The following is a 25,299-nucleotide window of genomic DNA, read 5'->3' on the forward strand; positions in this document are numbered from 1 at the left end:
CAGCTCATGATGCGCCCCGCGGCCTCGTCCCTGCTGATCGCCGCGAACACGATAGTGGGTGTTGAAGCATCCATCTCGCAGCAGGGGACCCGTTCCAAGACCCACGCCTACGCCCCGCTGGCCCTGGTCGGAAGACGTCACGCGGTCGAGGAAGTCCTTGATCGAGGTCAGCCGATCGCGCACGTCGCAGCCGAGTTCCGTATCTCTCGCGCGGCCTTGTCGAGGTGGGTGAACTGCTAACGGCGCGACGGTCCGGCAGCCGATCTCCTCAGACTTTCATCGTACATCGACGCTACCAACGTTGGACTCCCTCTGGGACCGGAGTTCCATGGTGCTGGGACCTCGGTCGCGGAGAGCGGTGACAGCAGCCCCGAGAACGGGACCCAGGTGCGTGGTGAACCGCGACACCCCGTTCATAGGTTGATGAGGGGGTGCAGGCCAACGCACCTCTCCATCCTGAATCAGAGGGGAACTCAATGTTGAAGAATTCAATGCTTGGTCGCCGCGCACTGATTGCTGCGTGCGTCGCAGTGCCTGCGGTCGTGGCGGGCGGTGGGGCGGCGCTCGCGGAACAGCCCAAGACGGCGCTTCCCGTGGGGATGAAGCGGGGATCGGTGGCTGAGACCGACGAGGATGGTACGAAGATCTATGAGGTGCTCGATGGCGAAGGCAACGTCGTCGGCTACACCTTCGACGAAGAGAAGCTCCGTGAGCTGTCGACGGCGGGGGCCGCGCTCGACAAGGAGATGTCCTCCGGCGGAGATGGCGCACCCCAGGTCCAGGCCGCCTCGGTCTCCGAGGTCGCGCTGTGTGCGGCCGCGATCGCTGGGTTCGTCGCAATGACCGTGTTCCCCGCCGCGCGGGTCGCGAGGTTGGCTTGGCGGCTCGGCAAACTCACGGCGAAGTACGGCCCGAAGCTCGTTGCGCGTATTTTCATGGGTGCGCGTGGCATCGCTGGTCGTACTGTGGAGAAGGAGCTCATCGACCTCGCCAAGGAGCTGACGGGAGTCGCGGCGCTCCAGGCCTGCGGCTTGTGAGTCGCTCTGATATAGACTGCTTCTCGTGCGATGGATGGAGGTTCCCGTGGGTTCGAGAGGAAATCGACAGACTGGCTTTCTTGGTGAGGCGTCGGGCGTGACCTTCCTCGGCTTCGTCATGTTCATCCTGGGCACATGGTTGCTCGCGGGCGACGTGACTCTGGGATCCATCGTCCTCGAGCAGAGCAGTTTCTTCGGCGGCGTCACTCTCGTTGCGGGGCTCTTATTCCTCCTCGGTGGAGCGATGAAGGCCGTCCGGTCCCGCAGGGAGAAGCTGCAGCGACGGGGGCGGTAGCCGAGGGGCTGCGGGGCCCTTCGGAGCAGGTGCTCCGAAGGGCCCTCCCCATGTCTCAGCTGCTCGGGCACCGGTGTCACAACCCAGAGATGTGCTGGCGAATCTCGATCGCACCGGCGCCGACCTCGATGTGCTGCGTCCGGGCCGCGATCGCGGACAGCAGCGGCATGGGCGAGATGTACTGCGTGGCGTCGCCGATCTCCGGCGCCGCGGCTCCACGCCTGCCGTCGCCGGCCGGTCCGTCAGATGCGGACGCCGACGCCCGCTCGCGGGCTCCCCGGACGATATGCGCCGCGGCATCGGCCGCGCGATCCATGGCGTCGGGATCGTCGTCGATCGCCGCGCAGATCTGGGCTCCGGCGTAGAGCTGGTGGACGAGCTCGCCGGTCGCCGCGTCGCCGGTGAGCACCGTGAACAGGGACCGCATCCACGCCTCTTCCTGCCGGACGAGGGTGGCGGCATCCCCGGGGGAGACGGCGACCTCGGGCCAGGCGGCGAGGAAGCTGCACCCTCGCCGCGGATCCCGCGTCCAGTCCCGGGCCGCTGCGAAGACGGTGCGGATCGCGAGGGCGGGCGGCATGGCCGGAGCCGCGTCGAGCTCGTCGAGCACGTGCGCTTGCCAGGCGTGCATGCGCCGTCGCAGGCAGTCGGCGAGCAGCGCCTCCTTCGAGCCGAAGCGCTGGTAGAGCGTGCGCTTGGTGACACCCGCGCGGGCGGCGATGAGGTCCACGCCGGTCGCCGCGATGCCGCGGGAGGAGAACAGCGCCGATGCCGCGTCGAGGATCGCCTCGCCCGCCGCGGTGCTGGGGCCCGGTGCGGGGACGGACGGCTGCAGCTCGATGCTCATCTGCCTCCCGTCCCGTCGGTCTCGCCCGCGCGGCCGTTCCTCCCAGCTCGGGATGTCGCAGAAGGGTATACCGATCGGTGTGTGTACCACTATAGGTCGATATTATCGCAGGTCAGCACATACGGACGAACGGCTGCGGCGGAGGCGCAGGATGCGCGTCCGCCGCAGCCGCGGGCCGAGGTCGAGCCTCGGTCAGCTCGAGGGCGCGCCGGAGCCTCCCACCACGAGCGCCCACATGACGCCGAAGCGGTCGGTCACCTGCCCGTAGTGGTCGCCCCAGGGGGCGAGCTCGAAGGGCATGGAGATGCTCGCGCCGCTCGCGGTGAGCTTCTCGATCAGGGCGTGCGCGTCCTCGACCGTGTCCAGGCCGATGAGGAAGGAGTACACGTCGTTGGTGATGGCGGGCAGCTCGGAGCCGTCCGTCGAGATGCCGTCCCCGCCCGCGAGGGTCACGAGCCCGCCGTGGAGCTGGGCGTGGGCGACCGCGCCGGCGGGCGGAGCGAAGGGGAAGCCGGAGAGGTCGGGGAAGTCGTCGTACTTCATGATGTCGAGCTCGCCGCCGAAGATCTCGTGGTAGTACGAGAAGGCCTCGGCCGCGTTGCCGGGGAAGCTGATGTAGGGGCTGAACTGCGGTGCGGGCATGGGGATCTCCCTGGATGGTGCTGCCGGGCGCGGCGGGGTTGCCGCGCGGGCTCAGTGTGGCACGCGCCACCCCCGGACGAAACCCCCTCGGGAGCACGGCCGCGAGGTCCAGCCGACCGACCGTCTGTTGCCCTCACCCCAAGTGGGCTATACCATTCCGGGCAGACGGCGGCCCGCCTCGGCCGCCCGGACCGGGAGGACCATGATGGGAACCTTCGAGGACGTCGTCCGCCTCGTGACGGACAACCTGTTCGGCCAGGTATCGATCCTGATCGGCCTGATCGCGCTGATCGGACTGATCCTGCAGCGCAGACCTGTCGACGAGGTCGTCGCCGGGACGCTCCGGGCCACCATCGGCGTGGTCATCCTGAACATCGGCGTCGAGATCTTCGTCGGCGGCCTCGCCGCCTTCCAGGCGATCGTCTCGAGCGCCATGGGCCTCCAGGCCCCGCAGTCCAGCTCCACCCTCGCCGACTTCACGGCCGGCCCGGGCTCCGTCGTCCCGCTCATCATCGCGGGCGGCTTCGTCGTCCACCTGATCCTGGTCCGCATCTTCCCCGCGGCCCGGTTCGTCTACCTCACCGGGCACCTCATGTACTGGATGAGCGTCGTCATCGCCGCCTCCCTCGTCGAGGCCTTCGGCGACGTGAACCGCTGGGTCCTCGCCGGCGTCGGCTCGATCCTCATCGGCTGCTACTGGGTGCTCCAGCCGCTGTGGAGCGGTCCTCTCATGCGCAAGGTCATGGGCAACGACGAGGTGGGCCTCGGCCACACCGACTCGCTCATCGCGATCGCCTCCGGCTACGGCGCCCGGGCGCTGCGCCTGGGCGATGCGCAGGTCCACGACTCCGAGAAGGTGAAGCTGCCCAAGCCGGTCTCCTTCTTCAAGGACATCAACGTCTCCACCGCCACGGTCATCGGGCTGATCATGCTGATCGCGATCCTCTTCGCCGACGCATCCGTGGTCGAGGAGCAGATGGCGGGAGCCGCGATCCTCCCCTGGGTCTGGGCGATCCTGCAGGCCCTGCGCTTCGCCGCCGGCATCGCGATCCTCCTGTTCGGCGTGCGCATGTTCCTCGCGGAGATCGTCCCGGCCTTCAAGGGGCTCTCGGAGAAGGCTCTGCCCGGCGCCAAGCCCGCGCTGGACCTCCCGGTGGCCTTCACCCGCGCCCCGACGTCCGTGATGATCGGCTTCCTCGCCTCCACGGCCGTGATCCTGGTGCTCATGGGTATCTTCGCCGCCACCGGCTGGTTCGTTCTCGTCCCGCCGATGATCATGCTGTTCTTCGGCGGCGGCGCCGGCGGCGTGTTCGGCAACGCGGTCGCCGGCTGGCGCGGCGCCATCTTCGGCGGCGTGCTCAACGGGCTGGTCCTGGCGATCGGCCAGGCCATCGGCTGGGGCCTCTACGCGGGCACCGCCCCCGAGCTCGCGACCCTCGCGGACTCCGACTGGTACGCGGTCGGCTGGCTGCTCATCGGCCTGGGCTCCCTGCTCGCACCGCTGGGTGCAGCGGCGATCTGGGTGCTCCCGCTCGCCGCCCTCGTCGGCACCGTGCTTGTCCTGGTGATCCTCGGACGGCGGGCGCCGGCCGCCGCCCGTGCCCTGGACCCGATCCCGACCGAGGAGGACGCCGAGGTCGGCCTCCCCCTCGAGCTCCGCGGTCGGACCGAGCCCCTGGACGTGCTCGCGGTGTGCGGCGCAGGGATGGGATCGAGCCTGATCCTGCGGACCACGGCGGAGAAGGCGCTCGCGCAGATGGAGATCCCCGCACGGGTGCGCCACGCGGACGTGGGATCGGCACGGTCCGAGTCGCCGGACGTCGTGATCGCCCAGGCCACCTACCTCGGGGAGCTCGGCGAGATCGCGCCGACCATGGTGGCGATCGAGAACTTCGTGGACGTGGCCCACGTGAAGCAGCGCCTGGTGGAGGCGCTCACGGTGAAGGAGAGCTGAGGATGGACGACCTGACCGGCATGATCACGCGGACCGCGGCGCAGAACCGCGAGACGATCGAGGCCGCGGCCGCCGCGATCGTCCGCTCCGGCCGCGACGGAGGCCTGCTCTACGCGGCCGGGGCCGGGCACTCCCTCGCGGCCGTGATGGAGACCTTCTTCCGCGCCGGCGGGCTGGCCTTCGTCCGTCCGCTGTGGGACCCGCGGGTCCTGCCGCTGGCCGGGGCGCTGGCCTCCACGGCCGCGGAGCGGGAGCCCGGGCTCGGACGGCGGGTCGCCGAGGACGCGGGTCTCGCAGCCCAGGACACGGTGCTGGTCATCTCGACCTCCGGCATCAACCCCTACCCGGTCGAGATCGCCCGGCACGCCCGCGCGGCAGGCGCCCGCGTCATCGCCATGACCTCGACCGCTGCGAGTGCGGCCGCCCCGCCTCGTGCCGGCGAGCGGCTCTACGAGCTCGCCGATGTCGTCCTGGACACCGCGGTCCCGCCCGGGGACGTGACCTGGCCGCCGCAGAATCCGGTGACGGCGCCCGCCTCGACGCTCCTGACGACGGCGCTGTGGACCGCGGTCCTGCGCCGGGTCGACGAGATCTGGCCGGATGCGCCCCGCTGGCTCAGCGCCAACATGGAGGGCAACGACGAGGTCAACTCCTCGCTCGTAGAGCGCTACGCACCGCAGATCCCGGAGCTGTGACCGGCGCGATCCGCGCGGACAGCTCGAAGCGGTCCCCCGGATAGGTCGAGACGGTCCGCTCGATGCTGCGCCCGCCCGCCCCGGAGACGCGCAGCAGCTCCAGGACGGCGCTGCCCGCCTCGACCTCGAGCTCCCGCGCGGCCTCCGGGTCGATGATCCCGGCGCGGATCGTCTGCTCCCCGGCATCGAACACGATCCCGTACCGCACCTCGAGGACGCGGTAGAGGGAGGCGGTGGAGAAATCGACCTCCGCCAGCCCCGGGACGACATCGGCGTCCAGCGCGGTCCGCTCGATGGCCATCGGTCGGCCGTCCGCGAGACGGACGCGGTCCAGCCTCACCACGGGGGCGCCGTCCGGGAGGCCGAGGGCCGCGGCCGTCGGCGTGTCAGCGGGCTCCTCGGCCAGGCGCAGCACCCGCGAGGACGCCGCGATGTCGCGGGCGGCCATGTCCTCGGTGAACCCCGTCAGGTGCAGCGGCAGGCTGACCGCGGGCCGTGCCACGAACGAGCCCCGGCCCACCTCGCGCACGAGCCGACCCTCCCGCGTGAGCTCGTCCAGGGCGCGCCGAGCCGTCATCCGCGAGACCCCGGACTCCGCGGCCAGGGCACGCTCGCTCGGGACGGGCGCCCCGACCGGGAGCTCCTCGATCTGCCGGCGCAGCGCGTCCACGAGGGTCATGAACTTGGATCGCTCGGTCATGGAGCGATCTTCGCACGCCCCTCCCGGCGGCCGGGCCCGCTCATCCCTCGTGCAGCCCCGGCTCCCCGGCCGGCACGAGGAAGGTGCGGTCGATGCTCACCGGGGCATCGGGCGTGGTCACCGCGGAGACGGTCTTGTAGTCGACGCGCAGCTCCGTCGTCGAGTACTCCGACAGGACGTAGCCGCGGCGCCCGCGGATGTACTTGATGTGCGGGTTCTCCGCGTACACCGTCTCCTCGCCCTTGACCGTGTCGGAGCCGTCGCCGCCGGAGGTGATCGAGGTGGCGACGAGCTCGACGCCGACCGTGGGGGAGTCCGGCTCCCAGAAGTCGGCCTTGAGCTCGTTGGCGAAGTGGACGTGGACGTCCCCGGTGAGCACCACCGGGTTCGCGATCCCCCGCTCCGACCACGCCCGCACGAGGGTGTCGCGGTCGGCGCGGTAGCCGTCCCAGCCGTCGGAGCTGAGCGTCGTGGTGGGACCGGCGGCGTTGTCGCGCTTGGCGAAGAAGACGCTCTGCGCGAGCAGCTGCCAGGTCGCGGGGGACTGCGTCATCCCCTCGAGGAGCCACGCCTCCTGCCTCTCGCCGAGGATGGTGCGCGAGGGGTCGGCCTGCTCCGCGCAGTCGGTGAACCACCAGGTCTTCCCGCCGTCGTGGCAGGCTTGGAGGTCCCGGTACTGGCGGGTGTCCAGGACGTGGAAGGTCGCGAGGTCGCCCCAGGAGAGCCGGCGGAACAGCTGGATGCTGCCGCCGGAGGGAGCGCTCGTGCGGCGCAGCGGCATGTTCTCGTAGTACGCCTGCTCGGCCGCGATCTTGCGGGCGATCCACGCATCGGTCGGCACCCCGTCCTTGGGGTAGATGCCGGCCCAGTTGTCCTGGATCTCGTGGTCGTCCCAGGTGAGGATCCACGGCGCCGTCCGATGCAGGAGCTGCAGGTCCGGGTCCGTCTTGTAGGTCGCGTAGCGCAGACGGTAGTCCTCGAGGGTCGTGCAGGTCGTCCCCGGGTGGCGGCGGACGCCGCCGTCCTTGGGTGCTCCCTCGTAGATGTAGTCGCCCAGGCCGAACACGAGGTCGGGACGGTCCTCGGCGGCCCGGCGGTAGGCCGTGAACCAGCCGCCCTCCCAATGCGAGCAGGACAGGTGCACCATGCGCAGGTTCCGGGTCTCGCCCGCGGCAGGGGTCGTCAGGGTCCGTCCGGCCGGGGACACGTGCTTGCCCGTCCGGAACCGGTAGAAGAACTCGGTGCCCGCGGGCAGGCCCTCGAGCTCGACGTGGATGCTGTGCGCGGCCTCCGGCCGGCCGACCTCGGTGCCGCGGCGGAGCACTCGGCGGAACTGCTCGTCCGCCGCGAGCTCCCAGTGCACGGGCACGGCCTGGTCGGGCATGCCGCCGCGGCCGTCGCGCGCATGCGGGTCCACGGCGAGCCGCGTCCACAGCACGACGGAGTCGCTGGTGGGGTCCCCGGAGGCGATGCCGAGGGTGAAGGGGTCCTTCGTCTTCCAGGTGGCGTCCGCCGCGGCGGGCAGTGCACCCAGCACACCCGCGCTCACCAGGGTGGTGAGGGTGGCGCCGGTGAAGATGCGCCGGCTCATGCGGCGCTGTGCGGCGAGGTTCGCGCGGCGGTCGGGGGCGATGAAGCGGGTGGGCTCGGGGGCGTCGTGGCCGAGGAGGCCGTCGGAGAGGTCGCTCATGGGGAGAGGTTCCTGTTCGGGAGAGGGAGCGGGGACACCACCCTGCCCCGTTCGCGAGCCGGTGTCAGCCCGTCGCGGCGCATCGGTCCCGCCTCGTCGCCGCGAGTTCACCGCGCCGCCATGCGCCACCGATGGAGGCGGCCTCCACCTTCGGAGCCACCGGAGACTTCTGGAGCCTGAGGGCGGGAAAGCGGCTGTTCCTCCGCGCCCGGTCGCTCAGGCTCCAGAAGTCTTCGGTCCGGCCGGAGCGGAGCCGATCAGTCCTCGTCGTCGGCCTCGGTGCCGCCGGCGGGGCGCCGGCCCAGCTCGGCGTCGAGGCGGAGGATGCCGGAGCCGTCCTCGCCGATGAGCTTCACGCGGCCGATGATCTCGGAGACGGTGGCCTCCTCCTCGATCTGCTCGTCGACGAACCAGTTCAGCAGCGGGCGGGAGTCGTAGTCGCCCTCCTTGTCGGCGCTGCGGTACAGCTCGCGGATCGACTCGGAGACCTTCTGCTCGTGCGCGAGCGAGGCCTCGAAGATCTCGAGGACCGACAGCCCCGGGGCGACCTCCGGGGCGTGGATCGTCCCGATCGCCGCGTGGTTGCCGCGGTCGGAGACGTGCTGGATGAACTTGTTGGCGTGGACGATCTCCTCATCGGCCTGGTGACGCAGCCACGCGGCGATGCCGGGGAGGTCCTGCTCGTCGGCCTCGATCGCGAGCTGGCGGTAGGTGATCGAGGCGGCGAACTCGAGGGTGATCTGGTCCTGGAACTTCTTCTCAAGGTCGTTGCTGAGCTTCATGACCTCGACACTAGACCCGCTGCCGCGAGCTGTCACCCATGGCAAGGCTTTCCTTGTTCTCGCAGGTCACGCAAGGAAAGCCTTGCCTGGGCGCTCAGGCGGCATCCGGCGGCGGGAGGGGCCCCGAGGACCGCGCGGAACGCTCGACGAGGCTCGCATCGGCTCCCTCCCCCGCGGTCTCCGCCCCGCCGGCGATGTCCTGGCTCGAGTGCGCGTAGTGCGCGGACAGGCGCCGGTACTGCGGGGAGGCGAAGGCGAGGGCGATCACCGCGAGCATCACGACGGAACCGCCCATGAACATGAGGGCGATGCCGCGGGCGTCGCCCGTGCCCACGAGCCAGCCGAGCGTCTCCTGCCCGGAGCCCTCGCGCATCCACGGGATCACCCAGAACTCCGCGAGAGGTGCGACGAGGAAGGCGGAGACCGGCGTCGCCGCCGTCTCGACGCTCTGCGCGAAGCCGAACACGCGGCCCTGGCGCGAGAAGGGGACGACGCGCTGGAGGATCGTCTGCTCGGCGGCCTCGGCGGCCGGGATCATCGTCATGAACACGAGGATGCCCACGGCGAACAGGATCCAGGACTCGCGGATCGCGAAGGTCCCGCCCACGACGGCGACGCCCACGTTCACCAGGAGCAGCGTGCGCACCGGATTCCGGCCCAGGCCCGTCCTGGAGATGATCGCGCCGCCGATGATGAAGCCCGTGCTGGTCACCCCGAGGACGATGCCCCAGGCCTCGGGGCTGAGCAGCTCGAGCCCGTAGGGGTCCATGAGCGCCATGTACACGCCGCCGACGAGGTTGTTGAAGCAGGTGAACAGGATGAGCGCGGCGAGCCCCGGGACGCCCCGGATCACGGCGATCGATCCGGCCAGATCCACCCGGCCGCGCAGCGTCCCGAGCAGCGAGGACCGGGCCGGGACCGGGTCCCCGTCGGAGCCGGGGACCTGCTCCGTGGCGGCGGCGACCCGCGCCTCGGGGATCCGTACCGTGGTCAGGTGCGCGAGTGCCGCACCGGTCGCGAGGATCGCGATGAGCAGGGTGGGGCCCATCCCCAGCAGCCCGATCGCGAGGCCCGAGAACACGGACGTGACCATGAAGGCGATGCCCTGCACGGCGCCGACCAGGCCGTTGGCCTTGTCCCGTTCGCCCTCGGGGACCAGCAGGGTCACCGTGGTGGACAGGGCGATGTTGCGCATGTTCTCCACCACGCTGCCGGCGAGGATCACGAGGATGAACAGCCAGAAGGCGGGGGAGTCCACGCGCAGGAGGGAGTCGTGGGGGAGCGCGAGCCAGATCCCCCCGGCCAGGAGATAGGCGCCGAAGGTGACCACCGAGCTGAGCAGCATCACGTTCTTCTTGCGCATGTGGTCGACGACGACGCCGAATCCCAGCGAGCAGAGGGCGACCAGGGCCATGTAGGAGCCACCGATGATGCCCGTGGCCAGCACGGAGCGCGTCTCGAGGTAGATCCAGAAGGTGAGCGCGAACCACAGGAAGCTCGTGGTGACGTTCGCGAGAAGGGTGTTGACGAGGATGTGGTGGAAGGATTTCACGGCGGCCTCGGATTCGGGTCGGAGGGGGCCAGTCTGTCGCGAGGTGCGGACAGATGCTGTCCGCTGATCGCGAGGGAGGGCTCAGCAGCCCGTCGGGTCGGTGCTCCAGGCGAGCGCGACGAGCTCCCGAAGGACCTGCTCGTCGATGTCGCGCAGCCCGTTCACGTAGACGCAGCCGACGCCCAGGCGATGCTTCCCCAGGCGTGCGAGCAGGTCCGATGCCCCGGGCGGGCTCTGCAGCCCGTACAGGGAGATCGAGGCCTTCCGGGGGCTGAAGCCCACGACGAACCACGTGCCGCGGGCGCCGGCCTCGGTCGCGTACGCGAAGGAGCCGTAGCCGATCATGCTCGGCCCCCACATGATGGCCTCGGTCCCGGTGACTTCCCCGAACAGGGCGAGCAGACGCGCGCCCTCGTCCCGTCGCCGGGCCGTCGGCAGCTCCGCGCAGAACTGCGCGGGATCCACATCGGTGGGGTGCGTCGTCACCTCGTAGGCCATGGAGGGAATCTACCGCCCGGCCCTGCCCGGAGTCAGCCCGGTAATTCCCTTGCGACCCCCGCGGCTGCGGTCCTAGCGTGGTGCTCACACAGAGAGGAGGTGATCCGAGGAATGATTTCCCATCGGACGCGTGAGGTGGCTCGCCGCTGAGGCGACCATCGACCCATCGAGGATCGACGGACGCGCAGCGAATACCACCGAGCTGCCCGGACCCGCAGGCGCTGGACCCGTCCACCAGCACGCGCATCGCGCAGCCTGCGGGTCTGCTCATGCCCTCCCGAGGGTCCGGCCGTCCACGAACACGCCCGCGTGCAGCGCATGGCGCACCGGCAGCGGTTCGCGGGTGCGGAGGATCTCGTCCATGCGGGCCATCGCGTCGGCGGCGACGGCCGCGACCGGCAGGCGCACGGTCGCGAGGCCGATGAGGTCCAGCCCGTCGGCGAGCCCGTCGAAGCTGACGACGCTCACCGCCCTCCCCACCTCGGTCCCGCGCGCCGCGGCCGCCCGCAGCAGATCGAGCGCCACGTAGTCGACCGGGCAGACGATGCAGGTCAGCCCCTGCTCCTCGGCGGCGTCGAGGGCCCGGGCAACCCCTTCGGCCACCGGCAGCAGGTCCAGCGGCACGGCGACGGCGCCCAGCTCCGCGGCCCGTTCCCGCACGGCCCGGGCGCGCAGGTCGAAGACGCGCGAGTACAGCACGGGCGCGGTGAGCACCCCGAGGCGCCGGTGTCCGCGGGCCATCGCCTCCTCCGCCACGAGCCGTCCGTGGGCCCGCTCGTCGTAGCTGACCGACTCGAGCAGCGGGTCCGTGTTGGGGCGGCCCAGGACCATCATCGGCACCCCGGTCCCGGCGGCGCGGAGGTCCTCGGCGCTGGTCACGCCGGTGCCCACGAACATGCCGCCCACCCGCAGGCCCGCGAGGCGCCGCAGCCCCTCGACCTCTGCGGTGCCGTACTCGTGGCGGAAGGCGGTCACGGAGACGAGGGTGCGGCCCGAGCGGGTCGCGGCCCGCTGCATCTCCGCGTGGAGGTGCCCGTAGGCGGGATTCGTCGCGTCGCGGATCAGCAGGCCCAGCTGCCGGTGGCTTCCGCCGGCGAGGCCGGAGGCGACGAGGTTCGGCACGTAGCCGAGGGCCGCCGCGGCCTCGCGCACCGCGATCTGCGCCTTCGGGGAGACGTTCCCGCCGTCCTGGAACACCCGGGAGACCGTCGAGCGGGACAGGCCCGCGGCCCGGGCGACGTCCTCCATGGTGGGCACACGGTCCTCGCGCATGCGGCGGCCCCTTCGCGTCGTCGGTGCGGGAAGCATAACCAGATTCGCGCACGACCTCGCCCGGGTGACGAGCACATGAACCGGAGGTTCCGTGGCCCTGCCCCGTGCGCGCCCGACGGGCCTGCGCCGATGAACAGATCATGACGTCCTCCTGAGCAGGCGGCGACGGATCTGTGGACAGGGCATGATCCGGGGCCGTAGCATGTCGAGCCAACCAGGCTGGGAGCGCTCCCACCAGCACCGTTGCTCGTTGTTCCCGCCCCGTTCATCCCGCGGTGGCACGCCTGGTCAGAGCTGGATTCCGCCCCTACCGTAGGGGCGGGCCGCCCGCCGGGCGGCTCCCGATCCTGAGGAGGCGAGAAGCGTGTCCCCTTCGACCACGCCCCATGCTGGGAGCGCTCCCACGGCCACGGCCGCCGCAGCGGCTCCGGCCCGGCACGTCCCGACCCGAGAGGACCGGCGCCGCTCCCCGCAGCGCCGGCGCCGGGTGCGCCGCGACGCGATCCTCTTCTTCGCGCTGATCGCGCCGAACTTCCTGGCGATCCTCGTGTTCTCCTACTATCCGGCGCTGTACAACATCGGCCTCAGCTTCTTCGACTGGGACTTCGTCGCACCCGTCCCCGAGTTCGTGGGCCTGTCCAACTACCTCGAGCTGCTGACCGACCCCGGTTTCGGGGAGGTCCTGCTGAACACCCTGATCTTCTCCGGGGCCAGCGTGGTCGTCTCGATCGCCGGCGGGCTCCTGCTGGGGAGCCTGATGGCGACGAAGGTCCCGCTGACGGGCTTCGCGCAGACGATGGCCTTCGCCCCGCACATGCTGCCCGGCGCCGCCGTCGGCACCCTGTGGCTGTTCATGTTCGACCCCAACTACGGCCTCTCGCGCTGGCTGTTCTCGCAGATCGGCCTCGCCTCCCCGGACTGGACCACGACCTCGGACTGGTCGCTGGCCGCGATCACGATCGCCTACACCTGGCAGAGGCTCGGCTTCGTCACCGTCATCTGCTACACCGCGATCCTCGACCTGCCGAAGGACCTGTACGAGGCCGCCGCCCTCGACGGCGCCCACGGCTGGCAGCTCTTCCGGCACATGACGCTCCCGCTGCTGAGCCCGATCACCTTCTTCCTGTCGATCACCGGGATCATCTCCGCCGCGCAGGCCTTCGACATCATCTCGATCATGACGAACGGCGGGCCCGGCACCTCCTCCTCGACGCTCAGCTGGATGGTCTACGAGGAGGCCTTCAAGAACTTCGACATCGGCGCGGCCTCCTCCGCCGCGACCATCCTCCTGATCATCCTGCTGGTGGTCACGTGGATGCAGGTCCGCGCCGGCGACAAGAAGGTGAGCTACGCATGAGCACCCTGACCGCGCCCTCGAGCCCCGCGGAGGCTCCGGCCGCTCCGCCGGCCGCGCCCCGCGAGGCCGTCCGCTCCCGCCGCCCCCGCGGTCCCCGCCGGCCCCTGTGGAAGACGGCTCTGCTGATGCTCGGCGTGATCGCGACGATCCTGCTGTTCGCCGTCCCGGTCTACTGGCTCTTCTCCTCCTCCCTCAAGCCCCGCCCGGACATCTACTCCTGGCCGCTGCAGTGGATCCCGACCTCCCTGACCTTCGACAACTTCGTCGAGGCCTGGAACTCGGCGCCCTTCGGCCGGTTCTTCGTGAACTCGATCATCACCACGGTCGTCGGGACAGCCCTCGAGGTCACCCTCGCGATCCTGTGCGCCTACGCCTTCGTGTTCGTGAACTTCCGGTACAAGAAGATCTTCTTCGGCCTGATCGTCGCCTCGCTCATGCTCCCCGGGCACGTGACCCTCATCGTCAACTACATGACGGTCGCGAACCTGGGCTGGCTGAACACCTACCAGGGCATCATCCTGCCCGGCATCGCGAGCGCCTTCGCCATGTTCCTGCTCTTCCAGTACATGCGCACGATCGACAAGGACATCCTGCAGGCCGCGGAGATCGACGGTGCCGGGCACATCCGCCGCATGCTCACGATCGTCGTCCCCCTCTCGAGCCCGATGATCCTCACCTGCACGCTCATCGTCATGGTGGGCAAGTGGAACGAGTACGTGTGGCCGCTCATCGTCACGAGCACCGCGGAGATGCGCACCCTCCCCATCGGCCTGCAGTTCCTGCGCCAGCAGGAGGGCATGTCGAACTGGGGCGCCATCATGGCCGGCGCCGTGTTCGTCTCCCTGCCGATGCTGATCCTCTTCTTCCTCGCCCAGAAGCGCATCATCGGCGGCCTCGCCGCCGGCGCCCTGAAGTGAGCTCCCCGCTTCACCGTCCTCGACCTTCCCGGACCTTCCCGCACGCCCGAAACGGAGATACCCCCATGCCTTCGACGTCCTCGACCTTCACGCAGCTCACCCGCCGTCGCCTCCTCGCCGGACTCGGCCTCGGCGCGACCGCCGCCGGCCTCGCCGCCTGCGGTGCCCCCGGCGGCGGCGGAGACGCCGACAGCCCCGTCCGCGACGGCTTCTCCCAGGCCGATCTCAAGATCCCGAAGGGCTACGAGGGCCGCACCGCCGTGCTGTTCTGGGCGCCCTGGACCGCCGGCCCCTTCGAGGCGCTCTCCGCGCTGATCACCGAGTTCAACGAGTCCCAGGAGGAGATCGTCGTCGTCGCCGAGTCGGTGGGCGGCTACGCGGACCTCAACCAGAAGTTCACCGCCTCCCTGCAGGCCCGCGCGGTTCCGGACATCGTCTGCTTCCCCGAGATGCAGTGGCTCCAGTTCTACTTCTCCGGCGCCCTCGCACCGCTGGACGGCTACTTCGACGACAGCTGGAACCTGGACGTCTACCTGCAGAACTACGTCGCCGAGGGCAAGGCGGCCGGGGAGACCTTCGTGGTCCCCTTCGCCCGCTCGACACCGCTGTTCTACTTCAACAAGACCCGCTACCTCGAGGCGGGCCTGCCCGAGGAGGGCCCCTCCACCTGGGAGGACCTCTCCGCCTTCGGCGCGGAGCTCGCGAAGATCCAGGTCGACGGCCGGCCCCTGGCGGCGATGGCCTTCGGCTCCGACGACGCCTGGTTCGCGCAGGCAGACATCTGGGGCTTCGGCGGGGCGAACTCGAACACCGACTTCCAGGTGACGATCAACGACGAGGCCGGCGTCGAGTGGCTCGAATGGCAGCGCCGCTTCATCCACGAGGACAAGTACGGCTACCTGGCGCAGGCTGCGGGCACCGACTTCACCTCCGGCATCAGCGCCGGCATGCGCGGGTCCACGGCCAGCCTGACCGGTCTCACGAAGGACACCGAGGGCGTCTTCGAGGTCGGCACCGCCTTCATGCTCGCCAAGGAGGGGCAGGAGAAGGCCGTCCCCACCGGCGGCTCGGGCCTGTCCCTGGTCCGCAGCGAGTCGAAGGACCGCCAGGACGCCGCCGCGGAGTTCTTCCGCTTCCTCGCCGGCCCGGAGCAGTCCGCCGCCTGGCACGCCGCGACCGGCTACGTGCCGATCGTGCAGGCCGCCGCGGAGACGTCGACCGTGAAGGATCTCGTCGCCGCGAACCCGAACTACGGCGTCGCGCTCGCCCAGCTCGACAACGCCCGCACCGCCGACTACACGAACTGGACCCAGGCCTCCGTCACCCAGATCGGCGCCGCCCAGGCGAAGGTCTACGGCGACAACACGCCGGCGAAGGACGCCCTCGACGCCCTCGCCCCGCAGCTGCAGGAGTCTCTCGACAAGAACCGCGAGGACTACGAGTCCGTGCAGTTCGAGGGCTGGAAGTGAGCGCCGCGACCCTGCCCCGCGTCGTGGGGCACCGCGGTGCGGCCGCGGTCGTGCCCGAGAACACGGTCGCCTCCTTCCGCCGAGGCGTGATCGACGGCGCGCCGCTGCTCGAATGCGATGTGCACCTGAGCGCCGACGGGCACGACGTGGTCATCCACGACGCGACCATCGACCGGACCGCGCAGGCGGACTCGCCCCTGCGCACGGGCGCCGTCGCCTCCCTGACCCGCGCGGCCCTGGACACGGTCCTCGTGGGCGAGGGCGAGCACATCCCCACCCTCGCGCAGGTCCTCGACGCGGCGGTGCGCGCGGACGGCACCCGGGTGCCGCTGCTCGTGGAGGTGAAGGCCCCGGCCGCCGCGGCGGTCGTCGCGAGGATCCTGCGGGAGCGCTTCGCCCCCGCGGAGCTCGCGGACCCGGAGACCTCGCCCGCCTGGGTGATCTCCTTCGACGCGGAGGCGCTGCGCACGGTGCGGGGCCTCCTGCCGGAGGTGCCCCTGCTGCTGACCAGCACCGTCGCGACCCCGGAGCTGCTGACGCAGGCGGAGGAGCTGGGCGTCGCGCAGATCGGCCTCCGGATCGCCGATGCCCGTGCGGCCGATGTCGAGCGCTGCCGTGCGCTCGGCGTGCAGCTGAACCTGTGGACCGCCCGCTCGGAGGTCGAGCTCGACCGGGCTCTGGAGCTGGGCTGTGACACGATCACCGTGGACGATCCGGCCTGGGCGCTCGAGCTGCTCGGCATGGAGCAGCGATCCCTTCCGAGCAGGAGCACCGATGTCTGAGATCCCCGCCGCCCGCCCCCGCATCGTCGGTCACCGCGGCGCCGCCGCGCTCGCGCCCGAGAACACGCTCGCCTCCTTCCGGCGGGCGGTCGCGGACGGCGCCCAGCTTCTCGAATGCGATGTGCACCTGAGCCGCGACGGGCACGTCGTGATCATGCACGACGAGACGATCGACCGGACCGCCCACGTCGCCTCCCCGCTGCGCACGGGAGCGATCGCGGATCTCACCCGTGCGGAGCTGGAGACCGTGCTGCTGGGCGCGGACGGCGACGGCGAGCCCGTGCCCTTCCTCGACCAGCTGCTCGAGGAGACCACGGTGCCGCTGTTCATCGAGGTCAAGGCCGCTGCGGCCGCCGCCGCGGTCGCCGCGCAGCTCGAGTCCCTGCCCGGCGACGCGCCCGGGAGGGCCTCGACCGTCATCACCTTCCATGCCGCGGCCGCCGCGGACATCCGTCGCGAGCGCCCGGACACTCCCGTCTCCTACCTCGTCGACGTGATCGACGAGGCGGCCCTCGCGCGCGCGGCGGAGCTGGGCGCCGTCGGCATCGGACCGTGGGTGCAGGGGCTGTCCCTGCACGCGGCGCGGGCCGTCCATGAGGCGGGCCTCGAGCTGAACCCGTGGACCGTGAACGAGGCGCCTCAGCTGGACGTGGCGCTGGCCTGCGGGGCGGACACCATCACGACCGACGACCCGGCCTGGGTGGCCCGCGAGCTCGACGCCCGGGGGCTCTGAGCGGCCCCTACCCGAGCGCCGCGCGCGCCTCCGCGAGGGCCAGGTCCGCGTTGATCTGCGCTCCGGCCATGCCTCCGGCGGCGCTCGCCGGGGCGACCTGCGCCATGGGGCTGGTGAGGTTCCCCGCGGCCCACACGCCGGGGACGGCGGTCGCGCCGGTCATCGGATCGGCCTCGAGCTGCACGCCCATCCCGGAGGGGTGCTCCGTGAGGGAGAGGCCCAGCCCGGGAAGGATCTGCTGGGCCAGCTCCGGGCGGGCGGCGAGCCGGGTCTGCACCGCGATCGCGGTCGCCGGGACGACCTCGCCGTCTTCGAGCTCGAGGCCGGTGATCGCATCCGCGGCGGTGCGGAGGCGGACGGCATGGCCGGAGCGGAGGCGCACGCCGCGGGCGGCGAGCAGGGCCCGGCCCTCCGCGGGCAGCTCCACCCCGTCCTCGAGGACGGTGACGTCCTCGCTGAGCTGACGGAACAGCAGAGCGCTGTGGACCGCCATCGGCGAGGTCGCGAGCACGAGGATCGCCTGGTCGCGCACCTCGTAGCCGTGGCAGTAGGGGCAGTGGACGACGTCCCGGCCGAAGCGCTCGGCGAGCCCGTCGACGGGCGGCAGCTCGTCGACGAGGCCGGTCGCCAGAAGCAGGCGCCGGGCCCGATGCACGGCGCCGGAGGCGGTCCGCACCGTGAACGTGCCGTCCTCCTCGCGCTGCGCCTGCGCGACCGGGTCCTGCCGCACCTGCCCGCCGTAGCGGGCCACGTCCTCGCGGCCGCGGGCCAGCAGCTCAGCGGGGGCCACGCCGTCCAGGCCCAGGAGGGCATGGACCCCGGCGGAGGGGGTGTTGCGCGGCGAGCCGCCGTCCAGGACGAGGACGCTGCGGCGCGAGCGGGCCAGCATGAGGGCGCCGGCGAGGCCGGCGGCACCGCCGCCGATCACCAGGGCGTCGTGCAGCAGCTCGGCGGGGGATTCGTTGTCGGACATGGTGCTCTCCGTGCTCTTCTCGGGGATCGGCATGTCCCGAGTCTGCGAGGCCTCCCCTCCCTTGGCAAGCATCATTGCGGTTATGGCAAACTACGGGCATGTCCTCGCTCTCCGGCACCTCCGATCAGCTCGCCGCCCTCGGTCCGCACCTGCGCGCCCTGCGCCTGCGCCGCGATGCGACGCTGCGCGAGGTCTCGGCCGCCACCGGGATCTCCGTGAGCACCCTCTCCCGCCTCGAGTCCGGCGGCCGCCGCCCCAGCCTCGAGCTGCTGATGCCTCTCGCGACAGTCTACGGGGTGAGCCTCGACGAGCTGGTCGACGCCCCGGTGACGGGGGATCCGCGGATCCACCTGCGCCCGGTCCGCCGGGAGGGGATGACCGTGGTGCCGCTGACCCGGCGTCCCGGCGGCATTCAGGCGCTGAAGATGATCTTCGAGCCGGCCGCGCCGCCCGGGCCCGAGGGCCTGCGCGTCCACGACGGCTACGAGTGGTTCTACGTGCTCAGCGGCCACCTGCGCGTGATCCTGGGGGAGCACGATCTGACCCTCGGTCCCGGCGAGGCCGCCGAGTTCGACTGCCGCACCCCGCATTGGTTCGGCGCCGCGGACGGGCGCAGCGTCGAGGTGCTGAGCCTCTTCGGCCCGCAGGGGGAGAAGGCGCATCTGCGTGCGCGGCCGCGAGGGCTGCCCGGGGACGAGGCACGACCGGGCTGATCTGCATCGACGACGGGCAGTGCCGGCCTCGTGCGGTGCGTTCTGCCATGGCGACGGACAGAGGCGGTGGGATGCGGTCCGCGGTCCGGGCGGAGGGGCGGTCGATCTCCGGCGATTCCTCTCTGTCAAAGAACCTTGACTCATTTTGTCAAGAACCCTTGACCTCGATGTCAAGCACCCCTTACATTCGTGGCATGGCAGCAACGACCCGACACCCCGACAGCGCCGCGCATCGGTCGGCGGCGTCCCCTACGTCCTCTGCATCCGCTCCCGTCCCCGCCCTCCGTCTCGCCGCCGTCCTGGCCGTCCGTCCGGTGCTGATCCTCCTGCTGGGGCTCGGCCTCCTCGCGGCGAACCGGTCCCTGCTCCTGGCCAACGCGCTGGTCGTCGTGGTCGATCTGGCGGCCCTCGCCGTCGTCGCCCTCGCGATGCGCGCGGAGGGCCGCAGCCTCCTCGACCTGCTCCGCCCCTGGCGCTGGATCGACCTCGCCTGGGGAGCCCTCATGCTGGTCATCCTGCTGATCGGCTTCCTCGCCTCGAACGTCGCGGCGAACCTGATCGTCTACGGCGGCGCCCCGCCGATGCCGACCGCCCTGCCGGAGGTCCCGCTGTGGGCGGGTCTCCTCGCCGTGCTCGTCGCGCCGCTCACGATCGCCGCGGCAGAGGAGGCCGTCTACCGCGGCTACGCCCAGCCCCGGCTCGCCGGCCGCATCGGCGCCCCGCTCGCGCTCGTCCTGGTGGCTCTCGTCTTCGGGCTCCAGCACATCGGCTTCGCCCTCACCTCTCCGGCCGATGTCGCCGCCAAGGTCCTCACCACCCTCTTCGCGGGGCTGATCCTGGGCGCGCTCATGCTGTGGATGAAGCGCATCGCCCCGCTGGTCCTCGGGCACTGGGGGCTGGACCTCCTGTTCCTGGGTCTGCCCACCCTCGCCCTCTCCCTGTCCTGATCGCTCCTGGAAGGTGATCCCCATGAACACCCGTCGTCCCCTCACCCCCGGCGCCCGCTACGGGTCCCGCTTCGGCCTCGGCATGGGTCTGTACGCCATGGGCCTCACGGTCGGGCTGATCCTGCGCAGCCGCGGCATCGGCGACTGGCAGCCGATGCTCCTGACCCTCCCGGGGGTCGCGATCATCGTCTGGGCCCTCATCGTCTACTACCGCGAGGCGGATGAGTTCGCCCAGCGGAAGCTGGGGGAGTCCTTCGTCGTCGGCTTCGCGATCGGCGTGCCGATCCTGCTGGTCATCGGCCTGCTCGAATCCTTCGGTGGTCCGCACCTGAACGGGATGGTCTCCTTCCTCATCATGATGGCGGGCTGGCTCGTCGGCTCCCTCGTCTCCGCTCTGCGGTACCGCTGAGGGAGGGGTCATGCGCAACGACATCAAGGCCCGCCGCACGGAGAGGCGATGGTCGCAGGCGGAGCTCGGCGCTCAGCTCGGCGTCTCCCGCCAGACCGTGATCGCGATCGAGAACGGGCGGTACGACCCCTCCCTCCCGCTCGCCTTCAAGCTCGCCGCCGTCTTCGAGGCGCGGATCGAGGAGATCTTCACCCCCGAGGACGCTTGACCTGTGCCTCCGTCAGGGCCCCGGCTGATGCCGGGGCCCTTCGTCGTGCCGCCCGAAGATCTCTTGCTACTCACTCTTGCGCAGTAGTGGTACTCAGCGTTACCGTATAGCGGTAGTCAGCAACGCCAAGTACATCAGCACCGAGTGCAGAGAGGAGGCCCGCCGCATGCCCAGCCAGATGACCGAGATGCTCAAGGGGACCCTCGAGGGGATCGTGCTCGCGATCCTCGCCCAGCGGCCCGCCTACGGCTACGAGATCACCGCCCGCCTGCGCGAACAGGGCTTCACGGAGCTCGCCGAGGGGACGATCTACGCCCTCCTCGTGCGGATCGAGCAGAAGGGGCTCGTCGACGTGGAGAAGGTCCCCTCCCAGAAGGGCCCGCCCCGCAAGGTCTTCACCCTGGGCCCCAGCGGGACCGCTCGCCTCGCCGAGTTCTGGGAGGACTGGGACTTCCTCTCCCGCGCCCTCTCCCAGCTGCGCACCACCCCCACCGATGAAAGGAACCCGTCATGACCGCCAAGTGGATCGAAGCGATCACCGGCTCGCTCGAGCAGAAGAAGCAGTACAAGCAGGACATGGCCCGCATCGAGGCGCTCCCGCCCGCGTTCCGGACCGCTGCGAAGGCCGTGAACCGGTACCTCATGTACTACAGCGGCCAGACCGACGGCGAGACCCTCACCCGCATGGTCACCGACCAGGTCGACCTCTGGGAGCGTGCCGCGCTGGACGGCCTGAGCATCCGCGACGTCGTCGGGGAGGACCCGGTCGCCTTCGCGGAGGACTTCGCCCGCTCCTACGGCGGCAAGGAATGGATCGACAAGGAGCGCGCCCGCCTGGTCCGCGACATCGACGGGGCGGCCGGGTCATGAGCGCCGCACCCGTCCTCGCCCCGCCCGCGGTCCGGGTCCGGGGCATCGCCAGGTCCTTCGGCGACCTCGAGGTCCTGCGGGGCGTCGACCTCGATGTCGCTCCCGGGACCGTGCTCGCCCTGCTCGGCTCCAACGGGGCCGGCAAGACCACGCTCGTGCGCATCCTCGCGACCCTCCTCGCCCCCGATGCCGGAACCGCTCAGGTCGGCGGCCACGACGTGGTCTCCCAGGGTCGTGAGGTCCGCGAGACGCTGAGCCTGACCGGTCAGTTCACCGCGGTCGACGACGTCCTCACGGGCCGCGAGAACCTCGTGCTCATGGCGCGGCTGCGCCACCTGCCCCGCCCGGGGGACGTGGCCGATGCGATGCTCGCCCGCTTCTCGCTCGCCGATGCCGGCCGCCGTCGCGTCGGCACCTGGTCCGGCGGCATGCGACGACGCCTCGACATCGCCATGAGCCTCGTGGGGGACCCGGCCGTCATCATCCTCGACGAGCCGACCACGGGCCTGGACCCCCAGTCGCGGATCGAGGTCTGGGCGTGCATCCGCGAGCTCGTCGCGGGCGGCACGACCGTCCTGCTCACCACGCAGTACCTCGACGAGGCCGAGCAGCTCGCCGACCGCATCGCGATCCTGCACGAGGGCCGGATCCTGCACGAGGGCACCCTCGCCGAGCTGCAGGCCCTGCTGCCCGCCGCCCAGGTCGAGATGGTCGCCAAGCAGCCCACCCTCGAGGACGTGTTCCTCACCCTGATCGGAGAACCGGTCCGATGACCGCCGCAGCCCACGCCACCTCCCATGCCTCCGCCCCCATCTCCCACGCCTCCGCCCCCACCTCCCGCCCTGTCGTCGACACCGCGGTGCTCACCGGCCGCTCCCTGCGCCACATCCTGCGCAGCCCCGACACCATCATCACCACGGCGATCACGCCGATCGCGATGATGCTCCTGTTCGTGTACGTGCTGGGCGGGGCGATCCGCACCGGCGCCGAGGGCTCCTACCTCGCCTACATGCTGCCGGGGATCCTGCTCATCACGATCGCCTCCGGCATCGCCTACACCTCCTACCGCCTGTTCACCGACAAGCAGGGCGGGGTCTTCGAACGTCTGCGGTCCCTGCCGATCGCCCGCTCCTCCGTGCTGTGGGCGCACGTGGTCACCTCGGTCCTCGCGAACCTCGTCTCCGTCGGAGTCGTCGTCGCGGTCGCCCTGCTGATGGGCTTCCGCAGCGGCGCGGGGATCGGCGCCTGGCTCGCCGTGACCGGGATCCTCGCCCTTTTCACCCTGGCCCTGACCTGGGTCGCGGTCATCGCCGGCCTCACGGCGGGCAGCGTCGAGGGTGCGAGCGCCTTCAGCTACCCGCTCATCTTCCTGCCCTTCATCAGCTCCGCCTTCGTGCCCACCGACACGATGCCCGGCCCCGTCGCCTGGTTCGCGCAGCACCAGCCGGTCACCGCGATCGTCGATGCGATCCGCGCCCTCCTCACCCGGCAGGACCCGGGCACGGACGTCTGGATCGCGCTCGCCTGGATGCTCGGCCTGCTGGTCCTCGCCTGGAGCGGTGCGGCCCTCGTGCAGCGGCGCGGCGTCCGCTGATCCGATGGAGACAGGGCGGTACCGTCGGGACATGACCACGATCTTCGATCACCTGCGCAGCGACGACGGCGAGCACGTCGGCTACCTCGAGATCACCGAGGACGACCAGTTCATCCCCTACGACCTGCTGCGCGAGCGACGCGGAGAGCCGATGGACCTCGACGAGGCGGAGGCCGTGCTGGACGCCATCGGCCTGCGCATGCTCGCCGAGGACTGGCTGCTCACGACCCCCGGCGAGGAGTCGGTGCGCGTCCGCATCCAGGAGGTCACGCGCGAGGCCGTCACCGTCGCCCCCACCCTCGACGGAGGCTCGATCCACGTGGCGAAGACGGTCGACCTCACCGCCACCCTCCGCCTGTCCTTGCCGACCGACCGGCTGCAGCCCCTGCCCCGCTGAACGAGGCGGACACCGATGCTGATCGCCGAACGGAGCGAGGACGTGCAGCAGCCCGTGGACGGGCCGCTGTGCGTCCTCGCCGCATCGCTCGAGGACCCGCAGGCCGTCGCCGCCGCGGCGCTGCTGGCTCTCGAGCTGCCCCGCCACCCCTCGGCGCCCCGGCGGCCGAGCGCCGCCGTGCTCGGCGAGCAGATCGACCTCGCCCTGTTCGTGCTCGGCCCGGATCAGAGGGTTCAGGGCCTGCAGCTGTTCGCCCGACCAGCAGGCCTCCTGGTCGTCGGTCCGGCGGAGGCGGTCGACCAGATCCGCGCGCCGCTCGGCCTCGAGCACGAGGACGCGATGTCCGCCCTGGTCGCGGTGACCCTCGCGGTCGCCCGCCGCGGCGAGCAGGCGCTGGACCAGCTCGACGACGAATGCCGCGTGCTCCAGGAGGGCACGGCGGGCTACACCTCCTCGCCCGAGCGCCGCACCATGGGCCGCATGCGCGCCCATCTGTTCCACCTCGAGCAGATCCAGGCGGCCCAGGCGGCTCTCCTCGCCCCGGACGAGGAGCTCGCGCAGTCCCTCGGGGCGCCGCATCGGCGCCTGCTGCGGCGCGCGGCGACGGTCTTCGACGCGAACCGCGCGCTCGTCGCCCGGCTGTACGCGATGCTCGGGGACGTGCTGGCGGAGCAGGACACGATCGTCTCCGAGCGTCTCACCCTCGTCGCGACGATCTTCCTGCCGCTGACGCTCGCGACCGGCTTCTTCGGCATGAACTTCGGCTGGCTGACGGAGCGGATCGGCGGCACCTGGGCGTTCCTCGGCCTCGGGGTCGTGGGGCCGGGCCTGCTCACGCTGCTGACGCTCCTCCTGGTCCGGCGCCTGACCCGTTCCTCGTGACCGCGACGCAGGGGATCAGCGGTGCTGGTTGCGGGGATGATGCCGGGCCGTCCGCTCGTTCCCGCGCCGATAGTTCCCCGTCATCCGGGCCATGATCTCCTGGGGATCGCCGTCCTCGACGTCCTCGAGGAAGTCGGCCGCCCGCCGCCCCCGCAGAGTCCCTGCGGGCCGGCCATGATGCGTGATCACGACCTCGTCGCCGCGGACGGTGTAGTCGAAGCCCTGGGGTGCCGGCATGCGGTGAGGATACGGGATCCCGCTACCCTCGCAGGGTGAGCACTCCCCGGACCCGACGCCACGACCCCGATCGCCGAGGCCGCATCATCGACGCCTGCCTCGACGTCATCGCCGAACGCGGGGTCGCGGGCACCTCGCACCGCCGGGTCGCGGCCGCGGCCGATGTCCCGCTGGGCTCGATGACCTACCACTTCGCGGGGATGGACGAGCTGCTGCGCGAGGCGTTCACCCGCTTCGCCGACGAGGGCGCGGCCCGTGCGGAGCGCCGCATGGCCGCGGCCCGCACCCCGGAGGAGGCGATGGACGCCTTCGCCGCGAACATCGACGAGGATGTGTTCGGCACCCAGCGCGACCTGGTGATCTCCCTCGAGCTGTACACGCTCGCCGCCCGCCGTCCCGAGTACAGGGACATCACGAGCAGGTGGATGGCACGGACCCGCGCGACCCTCGCGCATGTGGCCGACGAGCGCACCGCGGCCATGCTCGATGCGATGAACGAAGGGCTCAGCATCCACCGGGCTCTGCATCAGGAGCCGCCCGGTCCGGGCCTCGCGCGCGAGGCGATCGACCGGCTCGTCCCCGCGTCGCGCCGGAACCGCCCGCCGGCGGACTGAGCGGAAGAGCGGCTCGGCCTGCGATCCGTGGTTCCGATGCTGCGCAGAGGGGGCGGGGGATCGGCGGCACCCCCGGGTGGTCGTCGGGAGATTCCCGGGTGGCGACGGGGTGATTCCCGGATGGTCGCGGATGGATCCCCGCTGCGCTAGCGGCGCCCATCACTGTCCCCTTCCCCGACCCCTTTTCCGGCCTCTTCTCTCGGGTCCCCTTTCGGCCCCTTCCTCGTGCGTTG

30 protein-coding genes and 1 pseudogene are annotated in these 25,299 nt (G+C 71.2%); 21 read left to right on the forward strand and 10 right to left on the reverse strand.

Going from position 1 to position 25,299, the window contains the following annotated elements; translation table 11 throughout:
- Positions 1–72 precede the first annotated feature (72 nt).
- The 3 genes and pseudogenes from ACFFF6_RS20000 to ACFFF6_RS06760 all read left to right on the forward strand — a co-directional run.
- Positions 73–234 (forward strand): annotated as a pseudogene (locus ACFFF6_RS20000) (helix-turn-helix domain-containing protein); the annotation flags it as partial.
- 242 nt (positions 235–476) lie between these two features.
- Positions 477–1,037 (forward strand): hypothetical protein, encoded by a 561-nt coding sequence (locus ACFFF6_RS06755; RefSeq protein ID WP_376979390.1) that lies wholly within the window; start codon positions 477–479, stop codon positions 1,035–1,037.
- Positions 1,038–1,134: 97 nt separating this feature from the next.
- Positions 1,135–1,332, forward strand: a complete 198-nt coding sequence (locus ACFFF6_RS06760) for a hypothetical protein (protein WP_376979392.1) — start codon at positions 1,135–1,137, stop codon at positions 1,330–1,332.
- A gap of 76 nt (positions 1,333–1,408) precedes the next feature.
- Here the strand turns inward: ACFFF6_RS06760 and ACFFF6_RS06765 are convergent, their stop codons facing one another.
- Both ACFFF6_RS06765 and ACFFF6_RS06770 read right to left on the reverse strand, forming a co-directional pair.
- Complete coding sequence (locus ACFFF6_RS06765) at positions 1,409–2,179, reverse strand: TetR/AcrR family transcriptional regulator (RefSeq protein ID WP_376979394.1); 771 nt, start codon at positions 2,177–2,179, stop codon at positions 1,409–1,411.
- A gap of 192 nt (positions 2,180–2,371) precedes the next feature.
- A complete protein-coding gene (locus tag ACFFF6_RS06770; protein ID WP_376979396.1) occupies positions 2,372–2,821 on the reverse strand; it encodes a VOC family protein in 450 nt (149 codons plus the stop codon).
- A gap of 202 nt (positions 2,822–3,023) precedes the next feature.
- On the opposite strand from ACFFF6_RS06770, the gene ulaA reads away from it, so the two are divergent.
- Positions 3,024–4,775: a PTS ascorbate transporter subunit IIC gene (gene ulaA / locus ACFFF6_RS06775; protein WP_376979398.1), complete on the forward strand. Its 1,752-nt coding sequence runs from the start codon at positions 3,024–3,026 to the stop codon at positions 4,773–4,775.
- Positions 4,776–4,777: 2 nt separating this feature from the next.
- Positions 4,778–5,470 carry a sugar isomerase domain-containing protein gene (locus ACFFF6_RS06780; RefSeq protein ID WP_376979399.1) on the forward strand — a complete coding sequence of 231 codons (693 nt, stop codon included), beginning with the start codon at positions 4,778–4,780 and terminating at the stop codon, positions 5,468–5,470.
- Here the strand turns inward: ACFFF6_RS06780 and ACFFF6_RS06785 are convergent.
- The 6 genes from ACFFF6_RS06785 to ACFFF6_RS06810 form a co-directional block, all read right to left on the reverse strand.
- A complete protein-coding gene (locus ACFFF6_RS06785; protein ID WP_376979400.1) occupies positions 5,421–6,170 on the reverse strand; it encodes a GntR family transcriptional regulator in 750 nt (249 codons plus the stop codon). The genes ACFFF6_RS06780 and ACFFF6_RS06785 overlap by 50 nt on opposite strands.
- A gap of 40 nt (positions 6,171–6,210) precedes the next feature.
- On the reverse strand, positions 6,211–7,860 hold the full coding sequence (locus ACFFF6_RS06790) for an alkaline phosphatase D family protein (RefSeq protein ID WP_376979402.1): 1,650 nt from the start codon (positions 7,858–7,860) through the stop codon (positions 6,211–6,213).
- Between the two features lie 257 nt (positions 7,861–8,117).
- On the reverse strand, positions 8,118–8,642 hold the full coding sequence (locus ACFFF6_RS06795) for a ferritin (RefSeq protein ID WP_376979404.1): 525 nt from the start codon (positions 8,640–8,642) through the stop codon (positions 8,118–8,120).
- A 94-nt stretch (positions 8,643–8,736) separates the two neighbouring features.
- Complete coding sequence (locus tag ACFFF6_RS06800; RefSeq protein WP_376979406.1) at positions 8,737–10,194, reverse strand: MFS transporter; 1,458 nt, start codon at positions 10,192–10,194, stop codon at positions 8,737–8,739.
- An 81-nt stretch (positions 10,195–10,275) separates the two neighbouring features.
- Positions 10,276–10,692 (reverse strand): DUF1801 domain-containing protein, encoded by a 417-nt coding sequence (locus ACFFF6_RS06805; RefSeq protein WP_376979408.1) that lies wholly within the window; start codon positions 10,690–10,692, stop codon positions 10,276–10,278.
- A 267-nt stretch (positions 10,693–10,959) separates the two neighbouring features.
- Positions 10,960–11,964, reverse strand: coding sequence for a LacI family DNA-binding transcriptional regulator (locus tag ACFFF6_RS06810; protein ID WP_376979410.1), 1,005 nt, complete (start codon positions 11,962–11,964; stop codon positions 10,960–10,962).
- Between the two features lie 364 nt (positions 11,965–12,328).
- On the opposite strand from ACFFF6_RS06810, the gene ACFFF6_RS06815 reads away from it, so the two are divergent.
- The 5 genes from ACFFF6_RS06815 to ACFFF6_RS06835 all read left to right on the forward strand — a co-directional run bounded on the left by ACFFF6_RS06815 (position 12,329) and on the right by ACFFF6_RS06835 (position 17,222).
- Positions 12,329–13,321 (forward strand): carbohydrate ABC transporter permease, encoded by a 993-nt coding sequence (locus ACFFF6_RS06815; RefSeq protein ID WP_376979411.1) that lies wholly within the window; start codon positions 12,329–12,331, stop codon positions 13,319–13,321.
- Positions 13,318–14,238 (forward strand): carbohydrate ABC transporter permease, encoded by a 921-nt coding sequence (locus tag ACFFF6_RS06820; RefSeq protein ID WP_376979412.1) that lies wholly within the window; start codon positions 13,318–13,320, stop codon positions 14,236–14,238. The genes ACFFF6_RS06815 and ACFFF6_RS06820 overlap by 4 nt, the downstream gene beginning before the upstream one ends.
- Positions 14,239–14,303: 65 nt before the next feature.
- Positions 14,304–15,707, forward strand: a complete 1,404-nt coding sequence (locus ACFFF6_RS06825) for an ABC transporter substrate-binding protein (RefSeq protein WP_376979414.1) — start codon at positions 14,304–14,306, stop codon at positions 15,705–15,707.
- On the forward strand, positions 15,704–16,489 hold the full coding sequence (locus ACFFF6_RS06830) for a glycerophosphodiester phosphodiesterase (RefSeq protein ID WP_376979415.1): 786 nt from the start codon (positions 15,704–15,706) through the stop codon (positions 16,487–16,489). The genes ACFFF6_RS06825 and ACFFF6_RS06830 overlap by 4 nt, the downstream gene beginning before the upstream one ends.
- Positions 16,482–17,222, forward strand: a complete 741-nt coding sequence (locus ACFFF6_RS06835; RefSeq protein WP_376979417.1) for a glycerophosphodiester phosphodiesterase — start codon at positions 16,482–16,484, stop codon at positions 17,220–17,222. The genes ACFFF6_RS06830 and ACFFF6_RS06835 overlap by 8 nt, the downstream gene beginning before the upstream one ends.
- 7 nt (positions 17,223–17,229) lie before the next feature.
- Here ACFFF6_RS06835 and ACFFF6_RS06840 read toward each other — a convergent pair whose 3' ends face one another.
- Positions 17,230–18,228, reverse strand: coding sequence for an NAD(P)/FAD-dependent oxidoreductase (locus ACFFF6_RS06840; protein WP_376979419.1), 999 nt, complete (start codon positions 18,226–18,228; stop codon positions 17,230–17,232).
- 65 nt (positions 18,229–18,293) lie between these two features.
- On the opposite strand from ACFFF6_RS06840, the gene ACFFF6_RS06845 reads away from it, so the two are divergent.
- The 10 genes from ACFFF6_RS06845 to ACFFF6_RS06890 all read left to right on the forward strand — a co-directional run bounded on the left by ACFFF6_RS06845 (position 18,294) and on the right by ACFFF6_RS06890 (position 24,215).
- The gene (locus ACFFF6_RS06845) at positions 18,294–18,908 is read left to right on the forward strand and encodes a helix-turn-helix domain-containing protein (RefSeq protein WP_376979421.1); all 615 of its coding nucleotides are present in this window, start codon (positions 18,294–18,296) and stop codon (positions 18,906–18,908) included.
- Between the two features lie 194 nt (positions 18,909–19,102).
- Complete coding sequence (locus tag ACFFF6_RS06850) at positions 19,103–19,855, forward strand: CPBP family intramembrane glutamic endopeptidase (protein ID WP_376979423.1); 753 nt, start codon at positions 19,103–19,105, stop codon at positions 19,853–19,855.
- A 22-nt stretch (positions 19,856–19,877) separates the two neighbouring features.
- Entirely contained in the window at positions 19,878–20,264 is a 387-nt protein-coding gene (locus ACFFF6_RS06855) for a hypothetical protein (protein ID WP_376979425.1), read from the forward strand.
- 10 nt (positions 20,265–20,274) lie between these two features.
- Positions 20,275–20,472: a helix-turn-helix transcriptional regulator gene (locus ACFFF6_RS06860; protein ID WP_376979427.1), complete on the forward strand. Its 198-nt coding sequence runs from the start codon at positions 20,275–20,277 to the stop codon at positions 20,470–20,472.
- Positions 20,473–20,638: 166 nt separating this feature from the next.
- Positions 20,639–20,986: a PadR family transcriptional regulator gene (locus ACFFF6_RS06865; RefSeq protein ID WP_376979429.1), complete on the forward strand. Its 348-nt coding sequence runs from the start codon at positions 20,639–20,641 to the stop codon at positions 20,984–20,986.
- On the forward strand, positions 20,983–21,342 hold the full coding sequence (locus ACFFF6_RS06870) for a DUF1048 domain-containing protein (RefSeq protein ID WP_376979431.1): 360 nt from the start codon (positions 20,983–20,985) through the stop codon (positions 21,340–21,342). Before ACFFF6_RS06865 ends, ACFFF6_RS06870 begins: the two co-directional genes overlap by 4 nt.
- Complete coding sequence (locus ACFFF6_RS06875) at positions 21,339–22,115, forward strand: ABC transporter ATP-binding protein (protein WP_376979433.1); 777 nt, start codon at positions 21,339–21,341, stop codon at positions 22,113–22,115. The genes ACFFF6_RS06870 and ACFFF6_RS06875 overlap by 4 nt, the downstream gene beginning before the upstream one ends.
- Positions 22,112–22,936, forward strand: coding sequence for an ABC transporter permease (locus ACFFF6_RS06880; protein ID WP_376979435.1), 825 nt, complete (start codon positions 22,112–22,114; stop codon positions 22,934–22,936). The genes ACFFF6_RS06875 and ACFFF6_RS06880 overlap by 4 nt, the downstream gene beginning before the upstream one ends.
- A 31-nt stretch (positions 22,937–22,967) precedes the next feature.
- Positions 22,968–23,333 carry a serine/threonine protein phosphatase gene (locus ACFFF6_RS06885; RefSeq protein ID WP_376979437.1) on the forward strand — a complete coding sequence of 122 codons (366 nt, stop codon included), beginning with the start codon at positions 22,968–22,970 and terminating at the stop codon, positions 23,331–23,333.
- Between the two features lie 15 nt (positions 23,334–23,348).
- Positions 23,349–24,215 carry a CorA family divalent cation transporter gene (locus ACFFF6_RS06890; RefSeq protein ID WP_376979439.1) on the forward strand — a complete coding sequence of 289 codons (867 nt, stop codon included), beginning with the start codon at positions 23,349–23,351 and terminating at the stop codon, positions 24,213–24,215.
- A gap of 15 nt (positions 24,216–24,230) precedes the next feature.
- On the opposite strand, the gene ACFFF6_RS06895 is transcribed toward ACFFF6_RS06890, so the two are convergent.
- The gene (locus ACFFF6_RS06895; RefSeq protein ID WP_376979440.1) at positions 24,231–24,452 is read right to left on the reverse strand and encodes a hypothetical protein; all 222 of its coding nucleotides are present in this window, start codon (positions 24,450–24,452) and stop codon (positions 24,231–24,233) included.
- A gap of 35 nt (positions 24,453–24,487) precedes the next feature.
- Here ACFFF6_RS06895 and ACFFF6_RS06900 point away from each other — a divergent pair, with 35 nt between their 5' ends.
- Positions 24,488–25,066, forward strand: coding sequence for a TetR/AcrR family transcriptional regulator (locus tag ACFFF6_RS06900; RefSeq protein WP_376979441.1), 579 nt, complete (start codon positions 24,488–24,490; stop codon positions 25,064–25,066).
- Positions 25,067–25,299: the final 233 nt, after the last annotated feature.

It is taken from the genome of Brachybacterium hainanense (assembly GCF_042434575.1).
Lineage (GTDB): Bacteria > Actinomycetota > Actinomycetes > Actinomycetales > Dermabacteraceae > Brachybacterium > Brachybacterium hainanense.